Here is a 19,797-nt window from a genome sequence, read left to right as displayed (position 1 = left end):
CATAAATACCCGAAAAGTACAAAAAGACAGGTTTTTGGGTGTATTAAAAAGGCTAGGACCAGACTCGGTATGAGCCAAAGGCTATTAATTAATTTTGTAGAAAAATCTTGGCGACCTAAATAAAATAAAGTTATTAAAAAAACGTAAGTGATACAAATTTGCATAAGCTTGCTCCTTTCGTGACGTAGATATAGACGCTATTTAAACGCGTATTCACACTTTTGACACGCCCGGGATTGTGTGCAAAATGAATCGCTTAAGACCGCTCTTAAATTGCATAGAAAAAACTTGCATCTGATTCGAATAGATGATATATTATTGATTGTGCTTTAAGTGAGCAAGGGTGTTTACGTGTTCAACGTGACGTGCTGAACTCTTAAACGAAAAGTACCATTTATGCATTATTACGCGTATTTAAGCGATACGCCTGGTAATGTGGACTAGACACTATATAGAAAAATTGAAAGGGGACTCTAGGACATGCCTACTATTAACCAATTGGTTCGTAAGTCTCGTAAGTCACAGAGCACAAAGTCAAAGTCACCAGCTTTGAACTTTGGTTATAACTCACAATTAAAGAAGGCCACTCGTGTTTCTTCTCCACAAAAGCGTGGGGTTGCAACCCGTGTTGGAACAATGACACCAAAGAAGCCTAATTCAGCTTTGCGTAAGTATGCACGTGTACGTCTTTCAAACTTGATTGAAGTTACTGCATATATTCCTGGTATCGGTCACAATCTTCAAGAACACTCAGTTGTCTTGATTCGTGGTGGTCGTGTTAAGGACTTGCCTGGGGTACGTTACCACATCATTCGTGGTGCCCTTGATACAGCCGGTGTTGAAGGACGTATGACTTCACGTTCTAAGTATGGAACTAAGCGTCCAAAGAAATAAGGGGAGGACATAAATAATGCCACGTAAGAGTTATACAAAACAGGCTGAAGTTTTGCCTGATCCAATTTATAATTCAAAGCTTGTTTCACGTTTGATCAACCGTTTGATGATTGATGGTAAGCGTGGAACTGCTTCAACAATTTTGTACGATGCTTTTGATCGTATTAAGCAAGAAACTGGTGAAGAACCTTTGACAGTTTTCGAAGAGGCTATGAACAACATCATGCCTGTTTTGGAAGTTAAGGCTCGCCGTATCGGTGGATCTAACTACCAAGTTCCAATCGAAGTTCGTCCAGAACGTCGAGTAACACTTGGTCTTCGTTGGTTGGTTCAATACGCACGTTCGCGTGGAGAGCACACAATGGACGAACGCCTTGCTAAGGAAATTATGGATGCTGCCAACAACACTGGTGCATCTGTTAAAAAGCGTGAAGACACGCACAAGATGGCTGAAGCCAACCGTGCCTTTGCACATTACCGTTGGTAATATTACAAAATTTGGCTACAGCCCAATAACAGGCTATAGCCATTTTTGTGTATTTTGCGGTATAATGGTTACAAGACAGATTGATGTCGTTTTCTGACGTTAATCGTTAAATTTAAGGAGATATTATACTCATGGCTAACAAGCGTGAATACCCACTTAACCGTACGCGTAATATCGGTATCATGGCCCACATCGATGCTGGTAAGACAACTACAACTGAGCGTATTTTGTACTACACAGGTAAGATTCATAAGATTGGTGAAACTCATGATGGAGCTTCACAAATGGACTTCATGGATCAAGAAAAGGAACGTGGAATCACAATCCAATCAGCCGCTACAACTGCTGTTTGGCATGGTTTCCATGACCAATACAAGAATGATCCATTCCGTATCAACATCATCGACACACCAGGTCACGTGGACTTCACAATCGAAGTTGAGCGTTCATTGCGTGTGCTAGACGGTGCCGTTGCTGTTTTGGACGGTTCTGCTGGTGTTGAACCACAAACTGAAACTGTTTGGCGTCAGGCTGAAACTTATGATGTTCCTCGTATTGTTTTCGTTAACAAGATGGACAAGATGGGTGCCGACTTTGGTATGTCAGTTGATTCATTGAAGGATCGTTTGGATGCCAACGCTAAGGCTGTTCAATGGCCTATCGGTGCTGAAGATGACTTCGCTGGAATCATTGACTTGATTACTAAGGAAGCTTGGTACCCAACAACAGAACTTGGTGAAGAATGGGAAGTTCGCGACATGCCTGCTGACTATGCTGACCTTGTTGAAGAAAAGTATAACGAATTGGTTGAAGCCATTGCTGATGTTGATGACGAAATCATGGACAAGTACCTTGGTGGAGAAGAAATCTCTGCTGATGAATTAAAGGCTGCTATCCGTCGTGCAACTTTGAACTTGGAATTCTACCCTGTCTTTGCTGGATCAGCATATAAGGATAAGGGTGTCCAAATGGTATTGGACGGTGTCGTTGACTACCTACCATCACCTTTGGAAGTTAAGCCATATGTTGCTACAGATCCTAAGACTGGTGAAGAAGTTGACTTGACCGCTAACGACGAAGATCCATTCGCCGCTTTGGCCTTTAAGGTTATGACTGACCCATTCGTTGGACGTTTGACATTCTTGCGTGTCTACACTGGTAGTTTGGAAGCTGGTTCATACGTTATGAACACTTCACGTGACAAGCGTGAACGTGTTGGACGTTTGCTACAAATGCACGCTACTAGCCGTACTGAAATCCCTGAAGTATTCTCAGGTGATATCGCTGCTGCGATCGGTTTGAAGGCAACGACTACTGGTGATTCATTGACTGCACCAGATCGTCCATTGGTTCTTGAATCAATGGAATTCCCTGATCCCGTTATCCAATTGGCTATCGAACCTGCTACTAAGGCAGACCAAGATAAGATGTCAAACGCTTTGCAAAAGTTGGCCGAAGAAGATCCTTCATTCCGTGCCGAAACTAACGAAGAAACTGGTGACACTTTGATCTCAGGAATGGGAGAACTTCACTTGGATATCATCGTTGATCGTTTGAAGCGTGAATTCGGTGTTGACGCCAATGTTGGTGCACCTCAAGTTGCTTACCGTGAAGCATTCACTAAGACTGTTCAAGCTCGTGGATACTTCAAGCGTCAATCTGGTGGTAAGGGACAATATGGTGATGTTTGGATTGAATTCTCACCTAACGAAGAAGGGGCTGGATTCGAATTCGAAGACGCCATCGTTGGTGGAGCTGTTCCTCGTGAATACATCCCTTCAGTTGAAGCTGGATTGCGTGATTCAATGAACGCTGGTCCTATCGCCGGATTCCCATTGGTTGATTTGAAGGCTAAGTTGTATGATGGATCATACCACGATGTCGACTCATCTGAAGCTGCCTTTAAGATTGCTGCTTCATTGGCATTGCGTGAAGCTGCCAAGACTGCTGGTGCCGTTATCTTGGAGCCAATCATGCGTGTTGATATTACTGTTCCTGAAGACAACTTAGGTGATGTTATGGGACACGTTTCAGCCCGTCGTGGTTTGCTTGAAGGTCAAGAACAACGTGGAAACTCAATGATTATCCACGCTAAGGTTCCTTTGTCAGAAATGTTCGGATATGCAACTACTTTGCGTTCATCAACGCAAGGTCGTGGAACTTTCCAAATGCAATTCGATCACTACGAAGCTGTTCCTAAGAACGTTCAAGACGAAATTGTTAAGAAGTATGGAAAGCATGACGAAGACTAAGCTTTTGCTTAGGGCTTCTCAGCTTTAAATAAAACCCCGTAAGGTTATGCCTTGCGGGGTTTTATTGTGTTCTAAAGTTAAAGCAATCATAATTTTTTACGGACTAGTCATAAAAACATTTCGCTCAAAATAGAAATTTTGTATAATTTAAGGCATGCGAAGAAAGGTGGTGGAGACAAGTGACTCAACCAATAATCGAGTTTAAGAATGTTGCCATGCAATATGGTGATACAACTGTTTTAAAGTCCATTGATTTAGAAATTGAACAAGGTAAATTCTATACCTTACTAGGATCATCTGGTTCCGGAAAGACAACCATTTTACGTTTGATGGCGGGCTTTTTGACACCGACTTCTGGAGATATTTATTTTAAGGGTCAACGGATTAATGATGTCCCACCTGAGAAACGCCAAATTAATACTGTTTTTCAAAATTATGCCCTATTCCCAAATATGAATGTTTATGAAAATGTTTCGTTTGGAATGGTATTAAAAGGAAAGAAGAAAAGCGATATCAAGGCAAAGGTATCGGAAATGCTCGCACTGGTAAAACTCTCTGGCTATGAAGATCGTGAGATTTCAGAGCTTTCTGGTGGACAACAACAGCGTGTTGCGATTGCTCGCGCCTTAGCAAATGAACCTGAGGTTTTGGTGTTAGATGAGCCTCTTTCGGCCTTAGATTATAAATTGCGTAAGACGATGCAGTATGAACTACGAGATATTCAGCAACGTCTTGGCATTACGTTTGTTTTTGTGACGCACGATCAAGAAGAAGCGCTGGCGATGTCGGACTGGATTTTTGTAATGAATGATGGGAAAATCTTGCAAAATGGGACGCCGGTTGATATTTACGACGAACCGATTAATCACTATGTTGCTGAATTTATTGGTGAATCAAACATTATTCCTGGGGTGATGCGTCAAGATTACGTTGTTTCATTTGCAGGTAAGGAGTTTGAAAATGTCGACGCCGGTATGCGACCAAATGAACCAGTTGAAGTGGTATTACGTCCTGAGGATCTGGATTTAGTTGATGTTGCAGACGGTAAGTTGACTGTTACGATTGATGATGAATCCTTCCGGGGTGATTATTATGAAATTACCGCACATGATGATGATCAAAACCCATGGCAAATTCAAGCCACGAATTCTGCAACGATCGGTAAACGCTATGGTTTGTATTTTGATCCAGAAGATATTCATATTATGCGTTTGAATGAATCCGAAGAGGATTTTGATGCGCGTCTTGAACAATATGAAGATGAGGAGGATGCTGACAATGAGTGAAAAAAGGACGATTAATTTTAGTGTGCCGTATTATCTTTGGCTCGTCCTCTTTGTGATTGCACCGGTTATCCTCTTAGTCTTTCAATCATTTACAAACTTGCATGGTCAATTTACTTTGGCTAACTATAAAACGTATTTTGGTTCTGGAACCTATTTACGGATGACCTTTAATTCGGTGTTCTTTGCGCTTGTTGTCACCTTAATTACCTTAGTCATCAGTTATCCAATGGCCTTGATTATGAGTCGTTTAAAACATGCTCAGTTCTGGTTGATGCTAGTCATTCTGCCCACGTGGGTGAACTTATTGCTCAAAGCTTACGCCTTTATCGGTCTATTCGCACAAAAAGGGACCATCAATGACTTTTTGACTTTTATTGGGGTGGGACCACAACAAATGATGTTTACCAATGGTGCATTCTTGACCGTGGCAGCCTACATTGAAATACCATTTATGATTATGCCAATTTTCAATTCATTAGTTGAGATGGATCAATCGTTAGTCAATGCTGCGCGTGATTTGGGTGCTACCAAATGGCAAACCTTGTGGCGTGTTATTGTTCCATTGTCAATGAATGGCGTGCGTGCTGGTGTTCAGGCTGTTTTTATTCCGACATTATCACTTTTCATGATTACACGTCTGATTGGTGGGAATCGGGTGATTACACTTGGTACTGCGATTGAAGAGCACTTCATGGTTACGCAAAATTGGGGCATGGGTTCGACCATCGGTGTTGTTTTGATTGTTGCGATGGCCATTACTATGTATGTTACCCGTGATCGTAAACGAGGAGGTAAAGCATGAAGAAATTAAAACCTAGCTATCTTTATTTAGCCTTTGTCTTTGCATTAATGTACCTACCTATTTTCTACCTCATGTTTTATTCATTTAATGCGGGGAGTTACATGAATGGTTTTGCGGGATTTTCACTGAAACACTATGCAACGTTGTTTTCGGATTATCGCCTGATGGGGATTTTGGCAAACACCTTTATTATTGCCTTACTGTCTGGTTTGTTTGCCACACTAATTGGTACATTTGGCGCTTTGGCGATTTATCGGACACGACGGATTGGCTTGAAAAATACGCTACTTTCTTTGAATAATATTTTAATTGTGTCGCCGGATGTCATTATTGGGGCAAGTTTTTTAATTTTGTTTACATTGATTGGTTTGAAGTTAGGCTTTTTCTCGGTTCTTTTGGCACACATTGCTTTCTCAATTCCGATTGTCGTGCTGATGGTTTTGCCACGGTTGAATGAGATGAATCCGGCGTTGATTGATGCTGCCCACGATTTAGGTGCCACTGACTTTCAAGTTCTGAGTCGAGTTATTTTACCTTACGCGTGGCCAGGAATTTTAGCAGGCTTCTTTATGGCAATAACGTATTCCTTGGATGATTTTGCAGTCACTTTTTTTGTGACCGGAAATGGTTTTTCAACTTTATCTATCGAAATCTATTCGCGTGCGCGGCAAGGAATCGACTTGTCTGTTAATGCGTTATCAACCCTTATGTTCTTAGTATCGTTGGTTCTGGTCGGAGTGTATTATTACATTTCATTGCGAACGAATAATGGTAGTAAGAAAAAGCGTCAGATGCGAACGGCGGTGCGTTAAGATGAAAAAATTAATGCATTTAAGTTTAGCGATTCTGATTGTTGTTGCGGCCTTGTTTGGTATGCGAACTTGGTTTACCCACTTGGAGAACAAATCCGTCGGGAACTCTGATCAACCACAAGGAAACCGGACCCTAACTATTTATAATTGGGGTGACTACATCGATCCAAGTATATTGAAAGCATTTCAAAAAGAAACGGGTTATCGTGTCGATTACGAAACCTTCGATTCCAATGAAGCGATGTACACAAAGGTTAAACAAGGGGGGACACATTATGATATTGCCATCCCTTCTGAATACATGGTTGAGAAGATGCGCCAGGATAATATGTTAGAACCACTTGATCATCGCAAGTTGACAGGCCTAAAAAATTACGATCCGACTTTTATGAATGAACCGTTTGATCCTAAAAATAAATATTCTGTGCCATATTTTTGGGGAACTTTAGGAATTGTCTATAATGATAAGTTTATTAAGCCAGGTGAGATTAAGTCTTGGAACGATTTATGGCAACCTAAGTACAAACAACAAATTATGTTGGTTGATTCTGCACGAGATATTATGGGGATGACCCTGGCGTCGAATGGTGAATCCGTTAATACCAAGAGCCTCCCAGAACTTGCTGCGGCTCGGGGGAAATTAACCACCTTGATGCCAAATGTGAAAGCAATTGTTGCTGATGAAATAAAAACATACATGGCGCAAGATGAGGCAGCTCTGGCAGTGGATTATTCAGGTGATGCAGCTGAAATGATGAGCCGTAATAAGCACTTGCACTATGTGGTGCCCAATGATGGAGGCAACCTCTGGTTTGATAATATCGTTATCCCGAAGACCGTTAAAAATAAAGATGCGGCGTATGCCTTTATTAATTATATGAGTCGACCTGATATCGCAGCAAAGAATGCTGAATACGTTGGTTACGCCACACCAAATCAAGCTGCTTGGCAGCGTTTACCACGTACGACGCGTGAGAATCCATCGTGGTATCCATCTAAAGCAGTCTTGTCAAAACTTGAAACTTATCAAAACCTTGGCCCAACTTGGACGCAAAGGTATAATGATGATTTCTTAGAGTTTAAGATGACGAATCAATAACAGTGAGGCAAATATGAAAAAAATAAAACCAGAAGTCTGGATGGCGGTCGCGGTCGCCGTGCTAATTGCGTTATTTATTGGTGTTAGCGCTTATCACAATCAGCAACAAGCGCAACAACAACAGCAGGCAAAAAAATTAACGAAAAAGCAAATTCAGGCACAAAAGGCAAAACTAGACAAGTTAGCATTACCACAACTGCAAAAAGGTGTTGCAAGTAACGAGTCAGAGGTGCGGATTGAAACGACTGCTGGACCAATTACGGTTAAATTATTTAACCAAGAAGCGCCATTGGCCGTTCAAAACTTTATGACCCATGCCAAACAAGGTTATTACGATGGGACGAATTTCCACCGAGTTGTGAAAGACTTTATGATTCAAGGTGGTGATCCCAAAGGGACTGGTGCGGGCGGTCATTCTATTTGGTATCAAAAAGATTCAAAAATTGATGCCGGAAATGGCTTTAAAAATGAAACAAGTCCAAAACTCTATAATATCCGTGGCGCGCTGGCCATGGCCAATGCTGGTGCTGATACAAATGGTTCGCAATTTTTCATTGATCAAAACCATGACAACCAGATGAAGAAAATTGATCGTAATCAGTATCCCGAGAAAATATACAAGGCTTACCGTAATGGTGGTAATCCAAGTTTAGATGGAAAGTATACGGTCTTTGGTCAGGTGACTGATGGCATGCAAGTTGTTGATCAAATTGCAGCTGGAAAAGTAAAAATGAGTGAATCAAATGAGCAATCGAAGCCGGTTAATCCGGTCAAAATTAAAACAATCACTATCCTAAAAACTGCGAAATAGCGCGGTATAATTGTGTTTTTTAAAAAGTTGTGTTCCCTTATTAGGCGGCACAACTTTTTTTGTTGTTTTTTTGTGAAAAAAGCTACAAAGTAGATAGTTTTTTACGTGTGGTTTGGCTATAATGAAAGGGTTGAACAAGATTGCTTAGCATAAAAAGGTACAAATGTACCAGTAGGTCTTATATAGGAGAATATTTATGGAACATGCATTAACAGTCCGACTGTTTGCAGAATTTTTTGGGACAATGTTTTTGATTATTTTAGGTAATGGTGCGGTCGCCAATACCGAGCTTAAAAATACCAAAGGTAACCACACGGGGTGGTTGAATATTGCCTTTGGATATGGAGCTGGAGTCGGTGTACCGGTCATTGCGTTTGGCGCAATTTCAGCACACATTAATCCGGCGTTTACGTTAGGGTTAGCCATTGTGGGTGCATTCCCATGGGCTGAGGTGGTCTTTTACATTGTTGCGCAGTTGGCTGGAGCGATGATTGGGCAATTGATTGTGGTTGGCGTTTATAAGCCTTACTTTGATGCAACTACAAATCCTGATGAAATTTTTGCACCATTCTCAACCGATGATGCTGCGGGATCACGTTTAAATGGCTTCCTAAATGAAGGATTTGGAACCTTTGTTTTGGTTTTTGCGGCAATGGCAATTGGTGCGACGCCACAAAATAAGCCGATTGAAGGGCTTGCTTTGGGAATTCTGGTGGCTAGTTTGGTAACATCACTCGGTGGAGCCACTGGACCAGCTTTGAATCCAGCACGTGACCTTGGATCACGTCTCATGCATGCGGTTTTGCCATTACAACATAAGGGCAGTTCACATTGGGACTATGCATGGGTACCAGTTGTTGCGCCAATCGTAGGTGCAACCGTTGCCACAATTTTGTATACACTTATTTTTAAATAAATAAAAAGTTCAGAACCAATAAGTTGGTTCTGAACTTTTTTGTAGATTAGTTTTCCGTCTGGTGTTCAGCAGCATAGGCTTCAGCTGTATTCTGAACTAACATTTGGAAATAATTGTCAAAGCCAGGTTGGTTGTAGCTTTGTTTTAAACCGATAATATCGGTTGCATGCCAAGCGCTAATAACAATTGCACCGTCATTGTATTGCAATGAGTGGGCTATCGCACTGGAAGCGTCAACTAGATAGTACGTGTCATTGGTATCTAAATAGAGTAAGCTTAATTGAGCGTAGGGATTCTTCACTACTGAAGATTTTGTGGGTAATATTCCAGAACGTTTGTCGCGAATGTTTTCGTGGCGAAATTTATGAATATTTTCCAAAGTGTTACCGATAACTTTCATACACGTGTCCTCACTTTTATTCGACTTAAGAAATATCTCATGCTTATTTAATAAAACATCATTAATAACTATAATAACATGTTTTTAGAAAAGAAACAGGGGCAGAAAAATAGATAATGTTGCTTACCTTAAATGAGGTGAACCAAATAAAATGATTTGCAAGCCAACCGTAGTTATGTTATATTTATTACATGCGATGAGTCGAGAGAATCTTCATTTAGAAGATTTTTACAAACGGCCTATATTAACAGCCGCATGCTGGTAGGTGATTAAACGTGTTGTGGAACACGTTGATCTGCACATGACTAACAGTTAGCAATTACTGGTGTACGTTGACTGATGGGTAACCATCACCTGCGTTAGGACAGGTCATTCCTAACATTGCCAAACTCAAAACGTCGATTATTGATCGGCGTTTTTTGTATACATAAAGATATTTTGGCTAATACTCTAAATCTTGTTATAATAGGAATTAAAGTGGAGGAAAACGCATGAAAGTTTATACTGTGCGCCAGCTTGGGTTTTTTCAACGGCTCATCATAAACACAATTACCTTCTTGGCATTAGCGGGGCTATTGCCACAAGGCATTTACGTTAAGTCCGTTTGGACCGCCTTATTAGCATCTTTGCTCTTGGGGTGTTTGAACGCACTAATCCGACCAATTTTACAGCTGTTGGCTTTACCGCTTACATTACTAACCTTCGGTCTTTTTGGCTTTGTGGTAAATGCAGCGGTCTTATGGTTAACTGCCAGTATGATTGGGAGTGACTTTCACTTTTACGGATTTGGATGGGCGCTTTTGATCTCAATCATTATGTCGATTGTAAATCTAATTATTTCTAGTTTTTTGAATCGTGAGTAACGATAGAATGCATAAATGGGGAAATAGACATGGCTAAAAGCATAACCGTAAAAGATTTATTGAGTAATACACATCTTCGTGTTGTTACAGGAGAAGAGTATCTCCAACGCATCATTAAGACCGAGGATATTTCACGTCCGGGCTTAGAAATGACCGGATATTTCAACTATTATGCAGCAGAACGGATTCAGCTAATGGGTATTACTGAAACGTCATTTGCCAAGCGTATGTCACATGATGAGTTGATGATGGTTGCCCGCAAGATGATGCGACCAGAAACGCCAGCCTTTGTTGTGTCAACTGGCTTAGAATTACCACAAGAATTTATGGATGTGGCTGCTGAAACACATATTCCTGTTTTAGCCACTGAGTTAACATCTTCAAAAATTTTGTCAAATATGACTTATTTCTTGAGTGGTAAATTGGCTGAACGTCAATCAGTGCATGGTGTGCTAGTCGATATTTACGGTCTGGGTGTACTCATTACTGGAGACTCTGGGGTTGGTAAATCTGAAACGGCGCTTGAATTAGTTCAACGCGGTCACCGATTAATCGCTGATGATCGTGTTGATGTCTATGCGCAAGATGAAGAACGGCTGGTGGGTGAACCACCGGCAATTTTGCGAAACTTGATGGAGATTCGTGGTATTGGTATTATTGACGTATTGAATTTATTTGGTGCCGGTGCCGTGCGTTCCCATGCAACAATTGCTTTTAATCTCCACTTAGCAAAGTGGAAAGATGATCAAGATGTTGATCGTTTGGGCAATGGTGAAGATATCACTCGCATTCAAGGGGTTGATTTGCCACGCCTAGTCGTTCCCGTACAAACTGGACGTAATCTGGCGGTCTTGATTGAGACAGCGGCTAAGAATTTCCGTGCTAAGAAGATGGGATTTGATGCCACTGAAACATTCAATAATAATTTGAATCAATTAATTGAAGAAAACTCTGTGCACTCAGATGATTCAGCTGAGCCACAAGCGTAGGGGCGAAAGAGCATGACAAAAATAGCTATCTTGGGTGCGGGTTCATGGGGAACGGCATTGGCCACAGTTGTCGCTGAAAATGGCCACACAGTAGCCCTTTGGACGCATAAACCAGCCCAAGCAGAATTCATAAATACAAATCATCTTAATCCGGATTATCTTGGCGATAACCCAATTAATCCAGGCGTTGTTGCAACTGCGGATATGCTTGATGCAGTGACTGGTGCCGAAATTGTGGTTAGTGTGGTTCCGACCAAAGCAACGCGTGAAGTTGCTGCCAAACTAGCAGATGTCTTGAAGGAACTAGGTGATCAAAAAATCATCTTGGTGGGTGCAACTAAGGGATTAGAACCTGTGACGTTTAAGCGCGTTTCAGAAATGCTAGCCGAAGAAGTACCAGAACAATATCGAAGTGGTGTGGCCATAATTGAAGGACCATCACATGCCGAAGGGGTTGTTAAGCATGATCCGACATTAGTGACGGCTGTGAGCGAGAACTTAGCAGTAGCGGAAGCAGTGCAAGATGTATTCACAAATACACATTTTCGTGTGTACACTGGTTCTGATATGATTGGCGCTGAAGTCGGGGCTGCCTTGAAGAATGTTATTGCCATTGGAGCTGGGGCCTTAGATGGACTTGGTTATGATTCGAATGCCAAGGCAGCATTATTCACGCGTGGTTTAGCAGAAATTACCCGCTTAGGACAAGCTTTTGGAGCTAATCCTTTGACGTTTATGGGCTTGTCAGGCGTTGGTGACTTATTCGTCACAGCGACCTCGGTACATTCACGTAATTTCAGAGCAGGTCAACAATTAGGAACCGGTAAAACATTACCTGAAATTGTTGAGAATATGGGAATGGTCATTGAAGGAATTTCAACAGCTAAAGTGGCATATGAACTTTCACAAGCCAAGCATGTTACAATGCCAATTACAGAGTCAATTTATAAGGTCCTTTATGAAGACCTAGATATTCAAGTGGCGATTCAAGATTTGATGAGTCGACCAGTTAAACAGGAAGGAAAATAAAAATCAATGAAACGTGTTAGAAAAGCGATTATCCCGGCAGCAGGGTTAGGAACTCGATTCTTACCAGCAACGAAGGCGTTAGCTAAAGAAATGTTACCTATTGTTGATAAGCCAACAATTCAATTTATTATCGAAGAGGCTTTGGCTTCAGGAATTGAGGAAATTCTGATTGTCGATGGTAAGTCAAAGCGTTCAATTGAAGATCATTTTGACTCAAATCCGGAACTTGAAAATAATTTACGTGAAAAAGGTAAGACTGAGTTGTTGAAGTTGGTTGAAGAAACAACTGATATCAATCTTTACTTTATTCGTCAATCACACCCGCGTGGACTTGGAGATGCTGTCCTAACTGGTAAGGCCTTCATTGGTGATGAACCATTTGTGGTTATGCTAGGTGATGACTTGATGCAAGATGAAGTACCGTTGACCAAGCAATTGATTGATCGCTATGAAGCAACCGGTGATTCAACTTTGGCGGTTATGGACGTACCACATGATGAGGTTTCATCATATGGGGTCATTAATCCTGAAGAAGAATTATCAGACGGGTTGTATCGCGTCTCAAATTTTGTTGAGAAGCCACAACCAGAGGATGCACCTTCAGATTTGGCGATTATTGGTCGTTATCTTTTGACGCCGGAGATTTTCGAGGAACTTGAAAGTACAAAACCTGGAAAAGGTGGCGAAGTGCAACTTACAGACGCTATCGACAGTTTGAACAAGCGTCAACAAGTCGACGCACATGAATTCAAGGGTCGTCGCTATGACATTGGGTCAAAGATTGGTTTCTTGACAACAAACGTTGAATTTGGGTTGAAGCACCCACAAACTGGGGAAGCACTTAAAGCATATATCAAGGAACTTGCCAAAACATTAGATTAAGTTTCATTAAGGCACCGTGGGTGCCTTTTTGTTTACAAAAAACGTCAATTGTCTTACAATAAGTAAGTGGGATGGTTTCTTTAGACGCCTGATTTTGCATAGTAATTCAGTAAAGAAACGGGTAGAATAGCATAAGGAAAAGCACAAGGAGGAAGCATGATGACTGAAAAATTTGATGTAGTAATTATTGGGGCCGGTCCTGGTGGAATGACGGCTGCAACGTATGCCTCACGTGCCAACTTATCGGTTGTGATGTTAGATCGTGGTATTTACGGTGGTCAAATGAATAATACAGCTGAGGTTGAGAATTATCCTGGATACAACTCAATCATGGGAGCTGATTTATCTGAAAAGATGTATGCTTCTTCAACGCAATTTGGTGCCGAATATCAGTTCGGAACCGTAAAACATATTGAAACCAATGCCGATAATACCTGGCATGTGGTCACAGATATGAATGATTACCAAGCAAATTCAGTTATTGTCGCAACGGGATCTGAATACAAAAAACTGGGCGTGCCTGGTGAATTAGACTATGCCGGTCGAGGTGTTTCATATTGTGCCGTTTGTGATGGGGCTTTCTTTAAGGGACAAGAGGTTGTTGTCGTTGGTGGTGGTGACTCAGCTATTGAAGAAGCAACGTATTTAGCTGGAATTGTCGATCATGTGACAGTCGTTCATCGAGGCGACACGCTTAAAGCACAACCTATTTTGCAAAAGCGTGCGTTTGATGCGGATAATATTGATTTTATTTGGAATACCGAAGTGCAATCTATTAATGGTGATGGTACAAAAGTGACCTCTGTGACCCTTAAAAATAATGTTACTGATGAGGTTCAAGACTTCGCAACAGCGGCTACCTTTATCTATATCGGACTTTTGCCAGTTTCTGATTCAGTTGACGGACTAGGTATCACGGATGATCAAGGCTGGATTTTGACGAATGATCAGATGGAAACGACCCAACCAGGTATTTTTGCGATTGGTGATGTTCGTCAAAAGCAGCTCCGCCAGATTACAACGGCGGTTGGGGATGCTGCTATTGCAGGACAAAATGCTTATGCTTATAACGAAACGCTGAAAGATGGAGTTGAGTAGACCATGGACTACAATCAAATCTTGGAAGATTTACGAACCGGAGAACTGTCTGAGTACATCTTAGAAGCAGAGCATTTTCCAGAATTCTTTGAAGTATGGCGAAATTATCCATATCAAAGTGCGATTGTTGGTGAAGCTGGTCGGAAAGGGCAAGTGACCTATCGTAAACGCCCTGAAAATCAAGAATAGGATTTCTATGTAAGCGCTTGCCAACTTACATGGAAGCTGATAAAATAACAAGTGTAGAAAAGGCATGGTGTTGCATTTAGCCACCATGTGAAAACACGATAAAATGACAGACATATAAGGAGATTTAATCATGGAATCACGCGACTTTAAGATCGTAGCAGAAGCAGGTATTCATGCACGTCCAGCAACTTTGTTGGTACAAACTGCCTCAAAGTTTTCTTCAAACATTACACTTTCATACCAAGGTAAGGAAGTTAATTTGAAGTCAATCATGGGTGTGATGTCACTTGGTGTTGGTCAAGGTGCCGATGTTACCATTACTGCTGACGGTGATGATGCTAGTGCAGCTATCGATGCAATTGCAGAAACAATGGCATCAGAAGGTTTGACAAAGTAATTTTTCGAACCGGCAATACAATTGGGGAAGTGTGAGTTAGCAATAAAACTTAATACAAATAAGTTGAACTTCGAGGGGAACGAACAGCTATGGCAAAACAAATCAATGGAATTGCAGCTTCAAATGGGGTTGCTATCGCAAAAGCTTACAAGCTGATTACTCCGGATTTGTCTTTTGATAAGCGAACAATCGATGATGTTCAAGTCGAAAAAAGTCGCTTAGAGGCGGCTTTTTTGGCATCAAAGGCAGATTTAGAGAAAATCCGTGATAAAGCAGCAGCATCAATGGGAAATGAAGCGGCCGAGGTTTTCACAGCACATATTATGGTGCTTGAAGATCCTGAATTTACTGGGGGCATTGAACAAGCCATAGAATCAGACGCAATTAATGCCGAAGCGGCTTTGCAACAAGTTGCGGATATGTATATTGCATTATTTGAAGGAATGGCTGACAGTAATGCCTATATGGCTGAACGTTCAGCTGATATTCGTGACGTAACAAAGCGTATTTTGAGTCACTTGTTGGACAAGCGTTTGCCAAATCCAGCCCTAATTGACGAAGAAGTGATTATTGTTGCGCATGATATGACACCGTCTGATACTGCGCAACTTGATCGTCGTTATGTTAAAGGCTTTGTGACGGACGTTGGTGGCCGAACAGCACACGCAGCCATCATGGCGCGAACGCTTGAGATTCCAGCGGTTGTCGGAACAGAAGTAGCGACTGATTCAATTAATGAAGGTGATACGTTAGTTCTTGATGGTATGGATGGCGTTGTGATTCAAGACCCAACTGAGCAAACGGTAGCTGAATATCAAGCCAAAGCGGATGCTTATGCTGAGCAGAAGGTTGAGTGGGCAAAATTAAAGGATCAAAAGACTTTATCTGCTGATGGACAACACTTTACTTTAGCAGCCAATATTGGAACACCAAAAGATTTGACGGGTGTCTTAGAAAACGGTGCTGAAGGGATTGGACTTTATCGAACTGAGTTCCTTTATATGGACTCACAAGAATTACCAGATGAAGAAGCGCAATTTGAAGCTTATAAGTCAGTCTTAGAAGGGGTGGAACCTGATGAGAATGTGACTATCCGAACGATGGATATTGGTGGGGATAAAAAGTTACCATATTTGCCATTACCGGAAGAAGAAAATCCGTTTTTGGGATATCGTGCCATCCGCTTGTCATTGGGACGGTCTGATATTTTCCGGACGCAACTCAGAGCTTTAATTCGTGCTTCAGCTTTTGGAAATTTGTGGATTATGTTCCCAATGGTTGCGACGTTGCCTGAATTCAGAGCCGCTCGTGATATCTTCAATGAAGAGAAGGCGAAGTTGGTTGCTGAGGGTGTTGCAGTTAGTGATAATATCAAGCTTGGTATTATGGTTGAAGTTCCAGCAGCGGCGGTCTTAGCAGACAAGTTTGCTCAGGAAGTTGACTTCTTCTCAATTGGAACTAACGATCTCATTGGTTACACAATGGCAGCTGATCGTGGAAATGATAAAGTTTCTTATTTGTATCAACCATACAATCCATCAATTTTACGACTTGTGGATAGCGTCATTAAAGCTGCTCATAAATATGGTAAGGTTGCGGCGATGTGTGGCGAAATGGCTGGCGACCCAATTGCTGTACCAATTTTGATGGGGATGGGGCTCGATGAATTTTCAATGTCAGCCACATCAGTGTTACCAACGCGTTCTTTGATGCGTCAACTAGATGCTTCTAAGTTACAAACGTTAGCTGAAAAAGCCATTGAAGCTGATACAAGCGAAGATGTTGTTGCTTTAGTTAAGGCCAATGTTCCAGAAATTAAATAAACCAAAAAACAGTTAAGTTGCGACTTAACTGTTTTTTTGTATCTACATAATCAATGGTATAATGGGGGTACTATAAAAAAGAGGTGAAGCTATGGGACGCCGACCAATCGTAATGGCTAATTGGAAAATGAATAAATTACCTGATGAAGCGCGAGCGTATATAAAAGACGTAGCTGCTGTGGTACAAGCATATCCAGATGTTGAGCCTATTTTAGCAGGCCAAGATGTCTTACTCCAAACAATGGTAGATGCAGCTGAAGGCACGCATATTGAAATCGGTGCTGAAAACGTCTACTGGAAAGAAGAAGGCGCTTATACTGGTGAAACGAGTCCTAAAGTGGTGGCGAGTCTAGGGGTTCAATACGTGATTATTGGGCATTCTGAACGCCGACACTATTTCCGTGAAACGGACGAAATGGTCAACCTAAAGGCTTTAGCGGCTTTAAAAAATCATTTGAGTCCGATTATTGCCTTAGACGAATCAATTCAGGTTGTGTCGCCAAATGCGCATATGCATTGGATTGTTAATCAAGTAATTGAAGCCTTGAAAGGGGTCACTAACGATCAAATGGCGCAAGTCGTTTTGGCCTATGAACCGACGCAAGCGATTGGTAGCGGAATGGCGATGAATGCAGACCTCGCGCAAAAAGATTTATACATGATTCGTGAAACCGTATCTGATATGTTCAATGCCGAAATTGCTGAAAATCTACGCATTTTATATGGTGGTTCGGTTAAACCCGAAAATGTTTATGAAATTATGCGCCAGACCGATATAGATGGTGTTTTGGTGGGAAATTCAGCTCTGGACCCTGATAATTTCGCGGAATTAGTGAAGTTAGCCCATCAAGCTCAGAAGTTAAAATAAAATTCACGCACATCGATGTTAAAAGCGTGCTCATAGTTCGTGATATATGTTACAATTAAACATGTAAAGGACCTCGTTAGGTTCTAAAATCTTTCGTAAAGAACAAGGAGAACAACAATGTCTGCAATTACTGATATTTATGCACGCGAAGTGTTGGATTCACGTGGAAATCCTACTGTTGAAGTTGAGGTTTATACTGAATTAGGTGGATTCGGTCGTGGAATCGTGCCATCTGGTGCTTCAACTGGTGAACACGAAGCTGTTGAATTGCGTGACGGTGACAAGAACCGTTTCGGTAGTAAGGGAACTTTGAAGGCTGTTGACAACGTTAACACTAAGATCGCTGAAAAGCTTGTTGGCTTGGAAGTTACTGATCAAGTTGCCTTGGATCAAACAATGATCGCTTTGGACGGTACTGAAAACAAGGGTAAGTTGGGAGCCAACGCTATCTTGGGTGTTTCAATTGCCGCTGCCCGTGCTGCTGCTGATGAATTGGAAACACCATTGTACAACTACTTGGGTGGATTCAATGCTAAGGTTTTGCCAACACCAATGATGAACGTTATCAATGGTGGTGCTCACGCAAGCAACGATGTTGACTTCCAAGAATTCATGATCATGCCTGTTGGTGCTAAGTCAATTGCTGAAGCTGTTCGTATGGGTTCAGAAACTTTCCACGCCTTGCAAGCTTTGTTGAAGGCTGCTGGTCACTCAACTGCTGTTGGTGATGAAGGTGGATTTGCCCCTGACTTTAAGTCAAACGCAGAACCATTCGAATTCTTGTTGAAGGCCATTGAAAAGGCCGGTTACAAGCCTGGTAAGGATATTGCCATTGCCTTTGACGTTGCTTCTTCAGAATTCTACGATGCAGATCGTGGTGTATACGTATTGGCAGGGGAACCTGACAAGAAGGAATACACAACTGACGAATTCATCGATTACTTGGAAGCTTTGATCAACAAGTACCCAATCATCTCTGTTGAAGATCCTTTGGATGAAAACGAATGGGATGCATGGGTTAAGTTGACAAACCGTCTTGGAAACCGTGTTCAAATCGTTGGTGACGACTTCTTCGTTACAAACACACAATACCTACAAAAGGGTATTGAGATGGGTGCTGCTAACTCAATCTTGATCAAGGTTAACCAAATCGGTACTTTGACTGAGACTATGGACGCCATCGAAATGGCTAAGGAAGCTGGATACACTGCCATCGTTTCACACCGTTCAGGTGAAACTGAAGACACGACTATCTCTGACTTAGTTGTTGCAACTAACGCCGGACAAATCAAGACTGGATCATTGTCACGTACTGACCGTATTGCTAAGTACAACCAATTGATGCGCATCGAAGACTTGTTGGGTGAAAACGTTGCACAATTCAAGGGAATCAACAGCTTCTACAACATTGATAAGGCTGCCCGCGAAGCAATTACTAACTACGTTGGTTAATTTCAAATTTAATTAAATTAAAGAGTTTAGCATGGTGACATGCTGAACTTTTTTTTTATGTCTGAGTGGTTAGTTGAGTTATCACTGTATATATGCTATCCTAGGTAAGTATATTTAATCGAAATTAATGAGTATTTAGAAAAATGGAGGCGCCAAGTATGTATAATATTTTGTTGATTGCAATGATTGTTGTTGGCTTTTTATTGATTGTTGCCGTACTAATGCAACCATCAAAGCAACAAGATGCTTTATCAGCACTTTCTGGTGGCGCAGGTGATTTATTTGCAACGCAAAAGGCACGTGGATTTGAAGCTGTGATGCAACGGCTTACTGCGATTTTGGGTGCAATTTGGTTTATCTTAGGTTTGGCGCTTGTCTACCTATCAGCACATTAGACCATTTATGAAAAGACCTCTCGTGATTTTTTATGCGGGAGGTCTTTCTTCGA

21 protein-coding genes are annotated in these 19,797 nt (G+C 41.6%); 20 read left to right on the top strand and 1 reads right to left on the bottom strand.

The features are described 5' to 3' along the window. The first annotated feature begins 480 nt into the window (after nt 1–480). The 9 genes from rpsL to IV50_RS06960 all read left to right on the top strand — a co-directional run bounded on the left by rpsL (nt 481) and on the right by IV50_RS06960 (nt 9,359). A complete protein-coding gene (gene rpsL / locus IV50_RS07000; RefSeq protein WP_057747000.1) occupies nt 481–894 on the top strand; it encodes a 30S ribosomal protein S12 in 414 nt (137 codons plus the stop codon). Between the two features lie 16 nt (nt 895–910). After that, on the top strand, nt 911–1,381 hold the full coding sequence (rpsG, locus tag IV50_RS06995; protein ID WP_057746999.1) for a 30S ribosomal protein S7: 471 nt from the start codon (nt 911–913) through the stop codon (nt 1,379–1,381). Between the two features lie 131 nt (nt 1,382–1,512). Further along, a complete protein-coding gene (gene fusA, locus IV50_RS06990; RefSeq protein ID WP_057746997.1) occupies nt 1,513–3,633 on the top strand; it encodes an elongation factor G in 2,121 nt (706 codons plus the stop codon). Between the two features lie 215 nt (nt 3,634–3,848). Next, on the top strand, nt 3,849–4,919 hold the full coding sequence (locus tag IV50_RS06985; RefSeq protein WP_057747087.1) for an ABC transporter ATP-binding protein: 1,071 nt from the start codon (nt 3,849–3,851) through the stop codon (nt 4,917–4,919). Next, on the top strand, nt 4,912–5,721 hold the full coding sequence (locus tag IV50_RS06980; protein ID WP_057746995.1) for an ABC transporter permease: 810 nt from the start codon (nt 4,912–4,914) through the stop codon (nt 5,719–5,721). Before IV50_RS06985 ends, IV50_RS06980 begins: the two co-directional genes overlap by 8 nt. Further along, on the top strand, nt 5,718–6,533 hold the full coding sequence (locus IV50_RS06975) for an ABC transporter permease (protein WP_057746993.1): 816 nt from the start codon (nt 5,718–5,720) through the stop codon (nt 6,531–6,533). The genes IV50_RS06980 and IV50_RS06975 overlap by 4 nt, the downstream gene beginning before the upstream one ends. Before the next feature lies 1 nt (nt 6,534). Further along, nucleotides 6,535–7,632, top strand: coding sequence for an ABC transporter substrate-binding protein (locus IV50_RS06970; protein WP_057746991.1), 1,098 nt, complete (start codon nt 6,535–6,537; stop codon nt 7,630–7,632). Nucleotides 7,633–7,645: 13 nt separating this feature from the next. Next, entirely contained in the window at nt 7,646–8,443 is a 798-nt protein-coding gene (locus tag IV50_RS06965) for a peptidylprolyl isomerase (RefSeq protein ID WP_057746989.1), read from the top strand. A gap of 196 nt (nt 8,444–8,639) precedes the next feature. Next, nucleotides 8,640–9,359: an MIP/aquaporin family protein gene (locus IV50_RS06960; RefSeq protein ID WP_057746987.1), complete on the top strand. Its 720-nt coding sequence runs from the start codon at nt 8,640–8,642 to the stop codon at nt 9,357–9,359. Between the two features lie 46 nt (nt 9,360–9,405). Here IV50_RS06960 and IV50_RS06955 read toward each other — a convergent pair whose 3' ends face one another. Continuing rightward, nucleotides 9,406–9,759 carry a hypothetical protein gene (locus IV50_RS06955; RefSeq protein ID WP_057746985.1) on the bottom strand — a complete coding sequence of 118 codons (354 nt, stop codon included), beginning with the start codon at nt 9,757–9,759 and terminating at the stop codon, nt 9,406–9,408. Nucleotides 9,760–10,250: 491 nt separating this feature from the next. On the opposite strand from IV50_RS06955, the gene IV50_RS06950 reads away from it, so the two are divergent. From IV50_RS06950 to secG, 11 genes are all read left to right on the top strand, one after another. Next, on the top strand, nt 10,251–10,622 hold the full coding sequence (locus tag IV50_RS06950) for a phage holin family protein (protein WP_057746984.1): 372 nt from the start codon (nt 10,251–10,253) through the stop codon (nt 10,620–10,622). A 29-nt stretch (nt 10,623–10,651) separates the two neighbouring features. Then, the gene (gene hprK, locus IV50_RS06945) at nt 10,652–11,611 is read left to right on the top strand and encodes an HPr(Ser) kinase/phosphatase (protein ID WP_057746982.1); all 960 of its coding nucleotides are present in this window, start codon (nt 10,652–10,654) and stop codon (nt 11,609–11,611) included. 12 nt (nt 11,612–11,623) lie between these two features. Continuing rightward, a complete protein-coding gene (locus IV50_RS06940; protein WP_057746980.1) occupies nt 11,624–12,640 on the top strand; it encodes an NAD(P)H-dependent glycerol-3-phosphate dehydrogenase in 1,017 nt (338 codons plus the stop codon). Nucleotides 12,641–12,646: 6 nt separating this feature from the next. After that, complete coding sequence (gene galU, locus IV50_RS06935) at nt 12,647–13,522, top strand: UTP--glucose-1-phosphate uridylyltransferase GalU (RefSeq protein WP_057746978.1); 876 nt, start codon at nt 12,647–12,649, stop codon at nt 13,520–13,522. A 159-nt stretch (nt 13,523–13,681) separates the two neighbouring features. Next, the gene (gene trxB / locus IV50_RS06930) at nt 13,682–14,620 is read left to right on the top strand and encodes a thioredoxin-disulfide reductase (RefSeq protein ID WP_057746976.1); all 939 of its coding nucleotides are present in this window, start codon (nt 13,682–13,684) and stop codon (nt 14,618–14,620) included. A 3-nt stretch (nt 14,621–14,623) separates the two neighbouring features. Next, nucleotides 14,624–14,809: a hypothetical protein gene (locus IV50_RS06925; RefSeq protein ID WP_057746975.1), complete on the top strand. Its 186-nt coding sequence runs from the start codon at nt 14,624–14,626 to the stop codon at nt 14,807–14,809. Nucleotides 14,810–14,939: 130 nt separating this feature from the next. Further along, complete coding sequence (locus IV50_RS06920; protein ID WP_057746973.1) at nt 14,940–15,206, top strand: phosphocarrier protein HPr; 267 nt, start codon at nt 14,940–14,942, stop codon at nt 15,204–15,206. Nucleotides 15,207–15,295: 89 nt separating this feature from the next. Then, nucleotides 15,296–17,029, top strand: coding sequence for a phosphoenolpyruvate--protein phosphotransferase (gene ptsP / locus IV50_RS06915; RefSeq protein ID WP_057746971.1), 1,734 nt, complete (start codon nt 15,296–15,298; stop codon nt 17,027–17,029). A 91-nt stretch (nt 17,030–17,120) separates the two neighbouring features. Beyond that, nucleotides 17,121–17,897 (top strand): triose-phosphate isomerase, encoded by a 777-nt coding sequence (gene tpiA, locus IV50_RS06910; RefSeq protein WP_057746968.1) that lies wholly within the window; start codon nt 17,121–17,123, stop codon nt 17,895–17,897. Nucleotides 17,898–18,014: 117 nt separating this feature from the next. Continuing rightward, on the top strand, nt 18,015–19,349 hold the full coding sequence (gene eno / locus IV50_RS06905) for a phosphopyruvate hydratase (RefSeq protein WP_057746967.1): 1,335 nt from the start codon (nt 18,015–18,017) through the stop codon (nt 19,347–19,349). A 158-nt stretch (nt 19,350–19,507) separates the two neighbouring features. Next, complete coding sequence (gene secG / locus IV50_RS06900; RefSeq protein ID WP_057746965.1) at nt 19,508–19,744, top strand: preprotein translocase subunit SecG; 237 nt, start codon at nt 19,508–19,510, stop codon at nt 19,742–19,744. Nucleotides 19,745–19,797: the final 53 nt, after the last annotated feature.

This window comes from Weissella viridescens (assembly GCF_001437355.1).
Classification (GTDB): domain Bacteria; phylum Bacillota; class Bacilli; order Lactobacillales; family Lactobacillaceae; genus Weissella; species Weissella viridescens.
Note: the sequence above shows the minus strand (reverse complement) of the source record. Positions and strands in the feature narration are given on the sequence as shown.

What these genes read in the sequence shown, in the direction of transcription:
- rpsL (WP_057747000.1), top strand. Translation starts at nt 481, where the DNA reads ATGCCTACTATTAACCAATTGGTTCGTAAGTCTCGTAAGTCACAGAGC.
- rpsG (WP_057746999.1), top strand. Translation starts at nt 911, where the DNA reads ATGCCACGTAAGAGTTATACAAAACAGGCTGAAGTTTTGCCTGATCCA.
- fusA (WP_057746997.1), top strand. Translation starts at nt 1,513, where the DNA reads ATGGCTAACAAGCGTGAATACCCACTTAACCGTACGCGTAATATCGGT.
- IV50_RS06985 (WP_057747087.1), top strand. Translation starts at nt 3,849, where the DNA reads ATGCAATATGGTGATACAACTGTTTTAAAGTCCATTGATTTAGAAATT.
- IV50_RS06980 (WP_057746995.1), top strand. Translation starts at nt 4,912, where the DNA reads ATGAGTGAAAAAAGGACGATTAATTTTAGTGTGCCGTATTATCTTTGG.
- IV50_RS06975 (WP_057746993.1), top strand. Translation starts at nt 5,718, where the DNA reads ATGAAGAAATTAAAACCTAGCTATCTTTATTTAGCCTTTGTCTTTGCA.
- IV50_RS06970 (WP_057746991.1), top strand. Translation starts at nt 6,535, where the DNA reads ATGAAAAAATTAATGCATTTAAGTTTAGCGATTCTGATTGTTGTTGCG.
- IV50_RS06965 (WP_057746989.1), top strand. Translation starts at nt 7,646, where the DNA reads ATGAAAAAAATAAAACCAGAAGTCTGGATGGCGGTCGCGGTCGCCGTG.
- IV50_RS06960 (WP_057746987.1), top strand. Translation starts at nt 8,640, where the DNA reads ATGGAACATGCATTAACAGTCCGACTGTTTGCAGAATTTTTTGGGACA.
- IV50_RS06955 (WP_057746985.1), bottom strand. Translation starts at nt 9,759, where the DNA reads ATGAAAGTTATCGGTAACACTTTGGAAAATATTCATAAATTTCGCCAC.
- IV50_RS06950 (WP_057746984.1), top strand. Translation starts at nt 10,251, where the DNA reads ATGAAAGTTTATACTGTGCGCCAGCTTGGGTTTTTTCAACGGCTCATC.
- hprK (WP_057746982.1), top strand. Translation starts at nt 10,652, where the DNA reads ATGGCTAAAAGCATAACCGTAAAAGATTTATTGAGTAATACACATCTT.
- IV50_RS06940 (WP_057746980.1), top strand. Translation starts at nt 11,624, where the DNA reads ATGACAAAAATAGCTATCTTGGGTGCGGGTTCATGGGGAACGGCATTG.
- galU (WP_057746978.1), top strand. Translation starts at nt 12,647, where the DNA reads ATGAAACGTGTTAGAAAAGCGATTATCCCGGCAGCAGGGTTAGGAACT.
- trxB (WP_057746976.1), top strand. Translation starts at nt 13,682, where the DNA reads ATGACTGAAAAATTTGATGTAGTAATTATTGGGGCCGGTCCTGGTGGA.
- IV50_RS06925 (WP_057746975.1), top strand. Translation starts at nt 14,624, where the DNA reads ATGGACTACAATCAAATCTTGGAAGATTTACGAACCGGAGAACTGTCT.
- IV50_RS06920 (WP_057746973.1), top strand. Translation starts at nt 14,940, where the DNA reads ATGGAATCACGCGACTTTAAGATCGTAGCAGAAGCAGGTATTCATGCA.
- ptsP (WP_057746971.1), top strand. Translation starts at nt 15,296, where the DNA reads ATGGCAAAACAAATCAATGGAATTGCAGCTTCAAATGGGGTTGCTATC.
- tpiA (WP_057746968.1), top strand. Translation starts at nt 17,121, where the DNA reads ATGGGACGCCGACCAATCGTAATGGCTAATTGGAAAATGAATAAATTA.
- eno (WP_057746967.1), top strand. Translation starts at nt 18,015, where the DNA reads ATGTCTGCAATTACTGATATTTATGCACGCGAAGTGTTGGATTCACGT.
- secG (WP_057746965.1), top strand. Translation starts at nt 19,508, where the DNA reads ATGTATAATATTTTGTTGATTGCAATGATTGTTGTTGGCTTTTTATTG.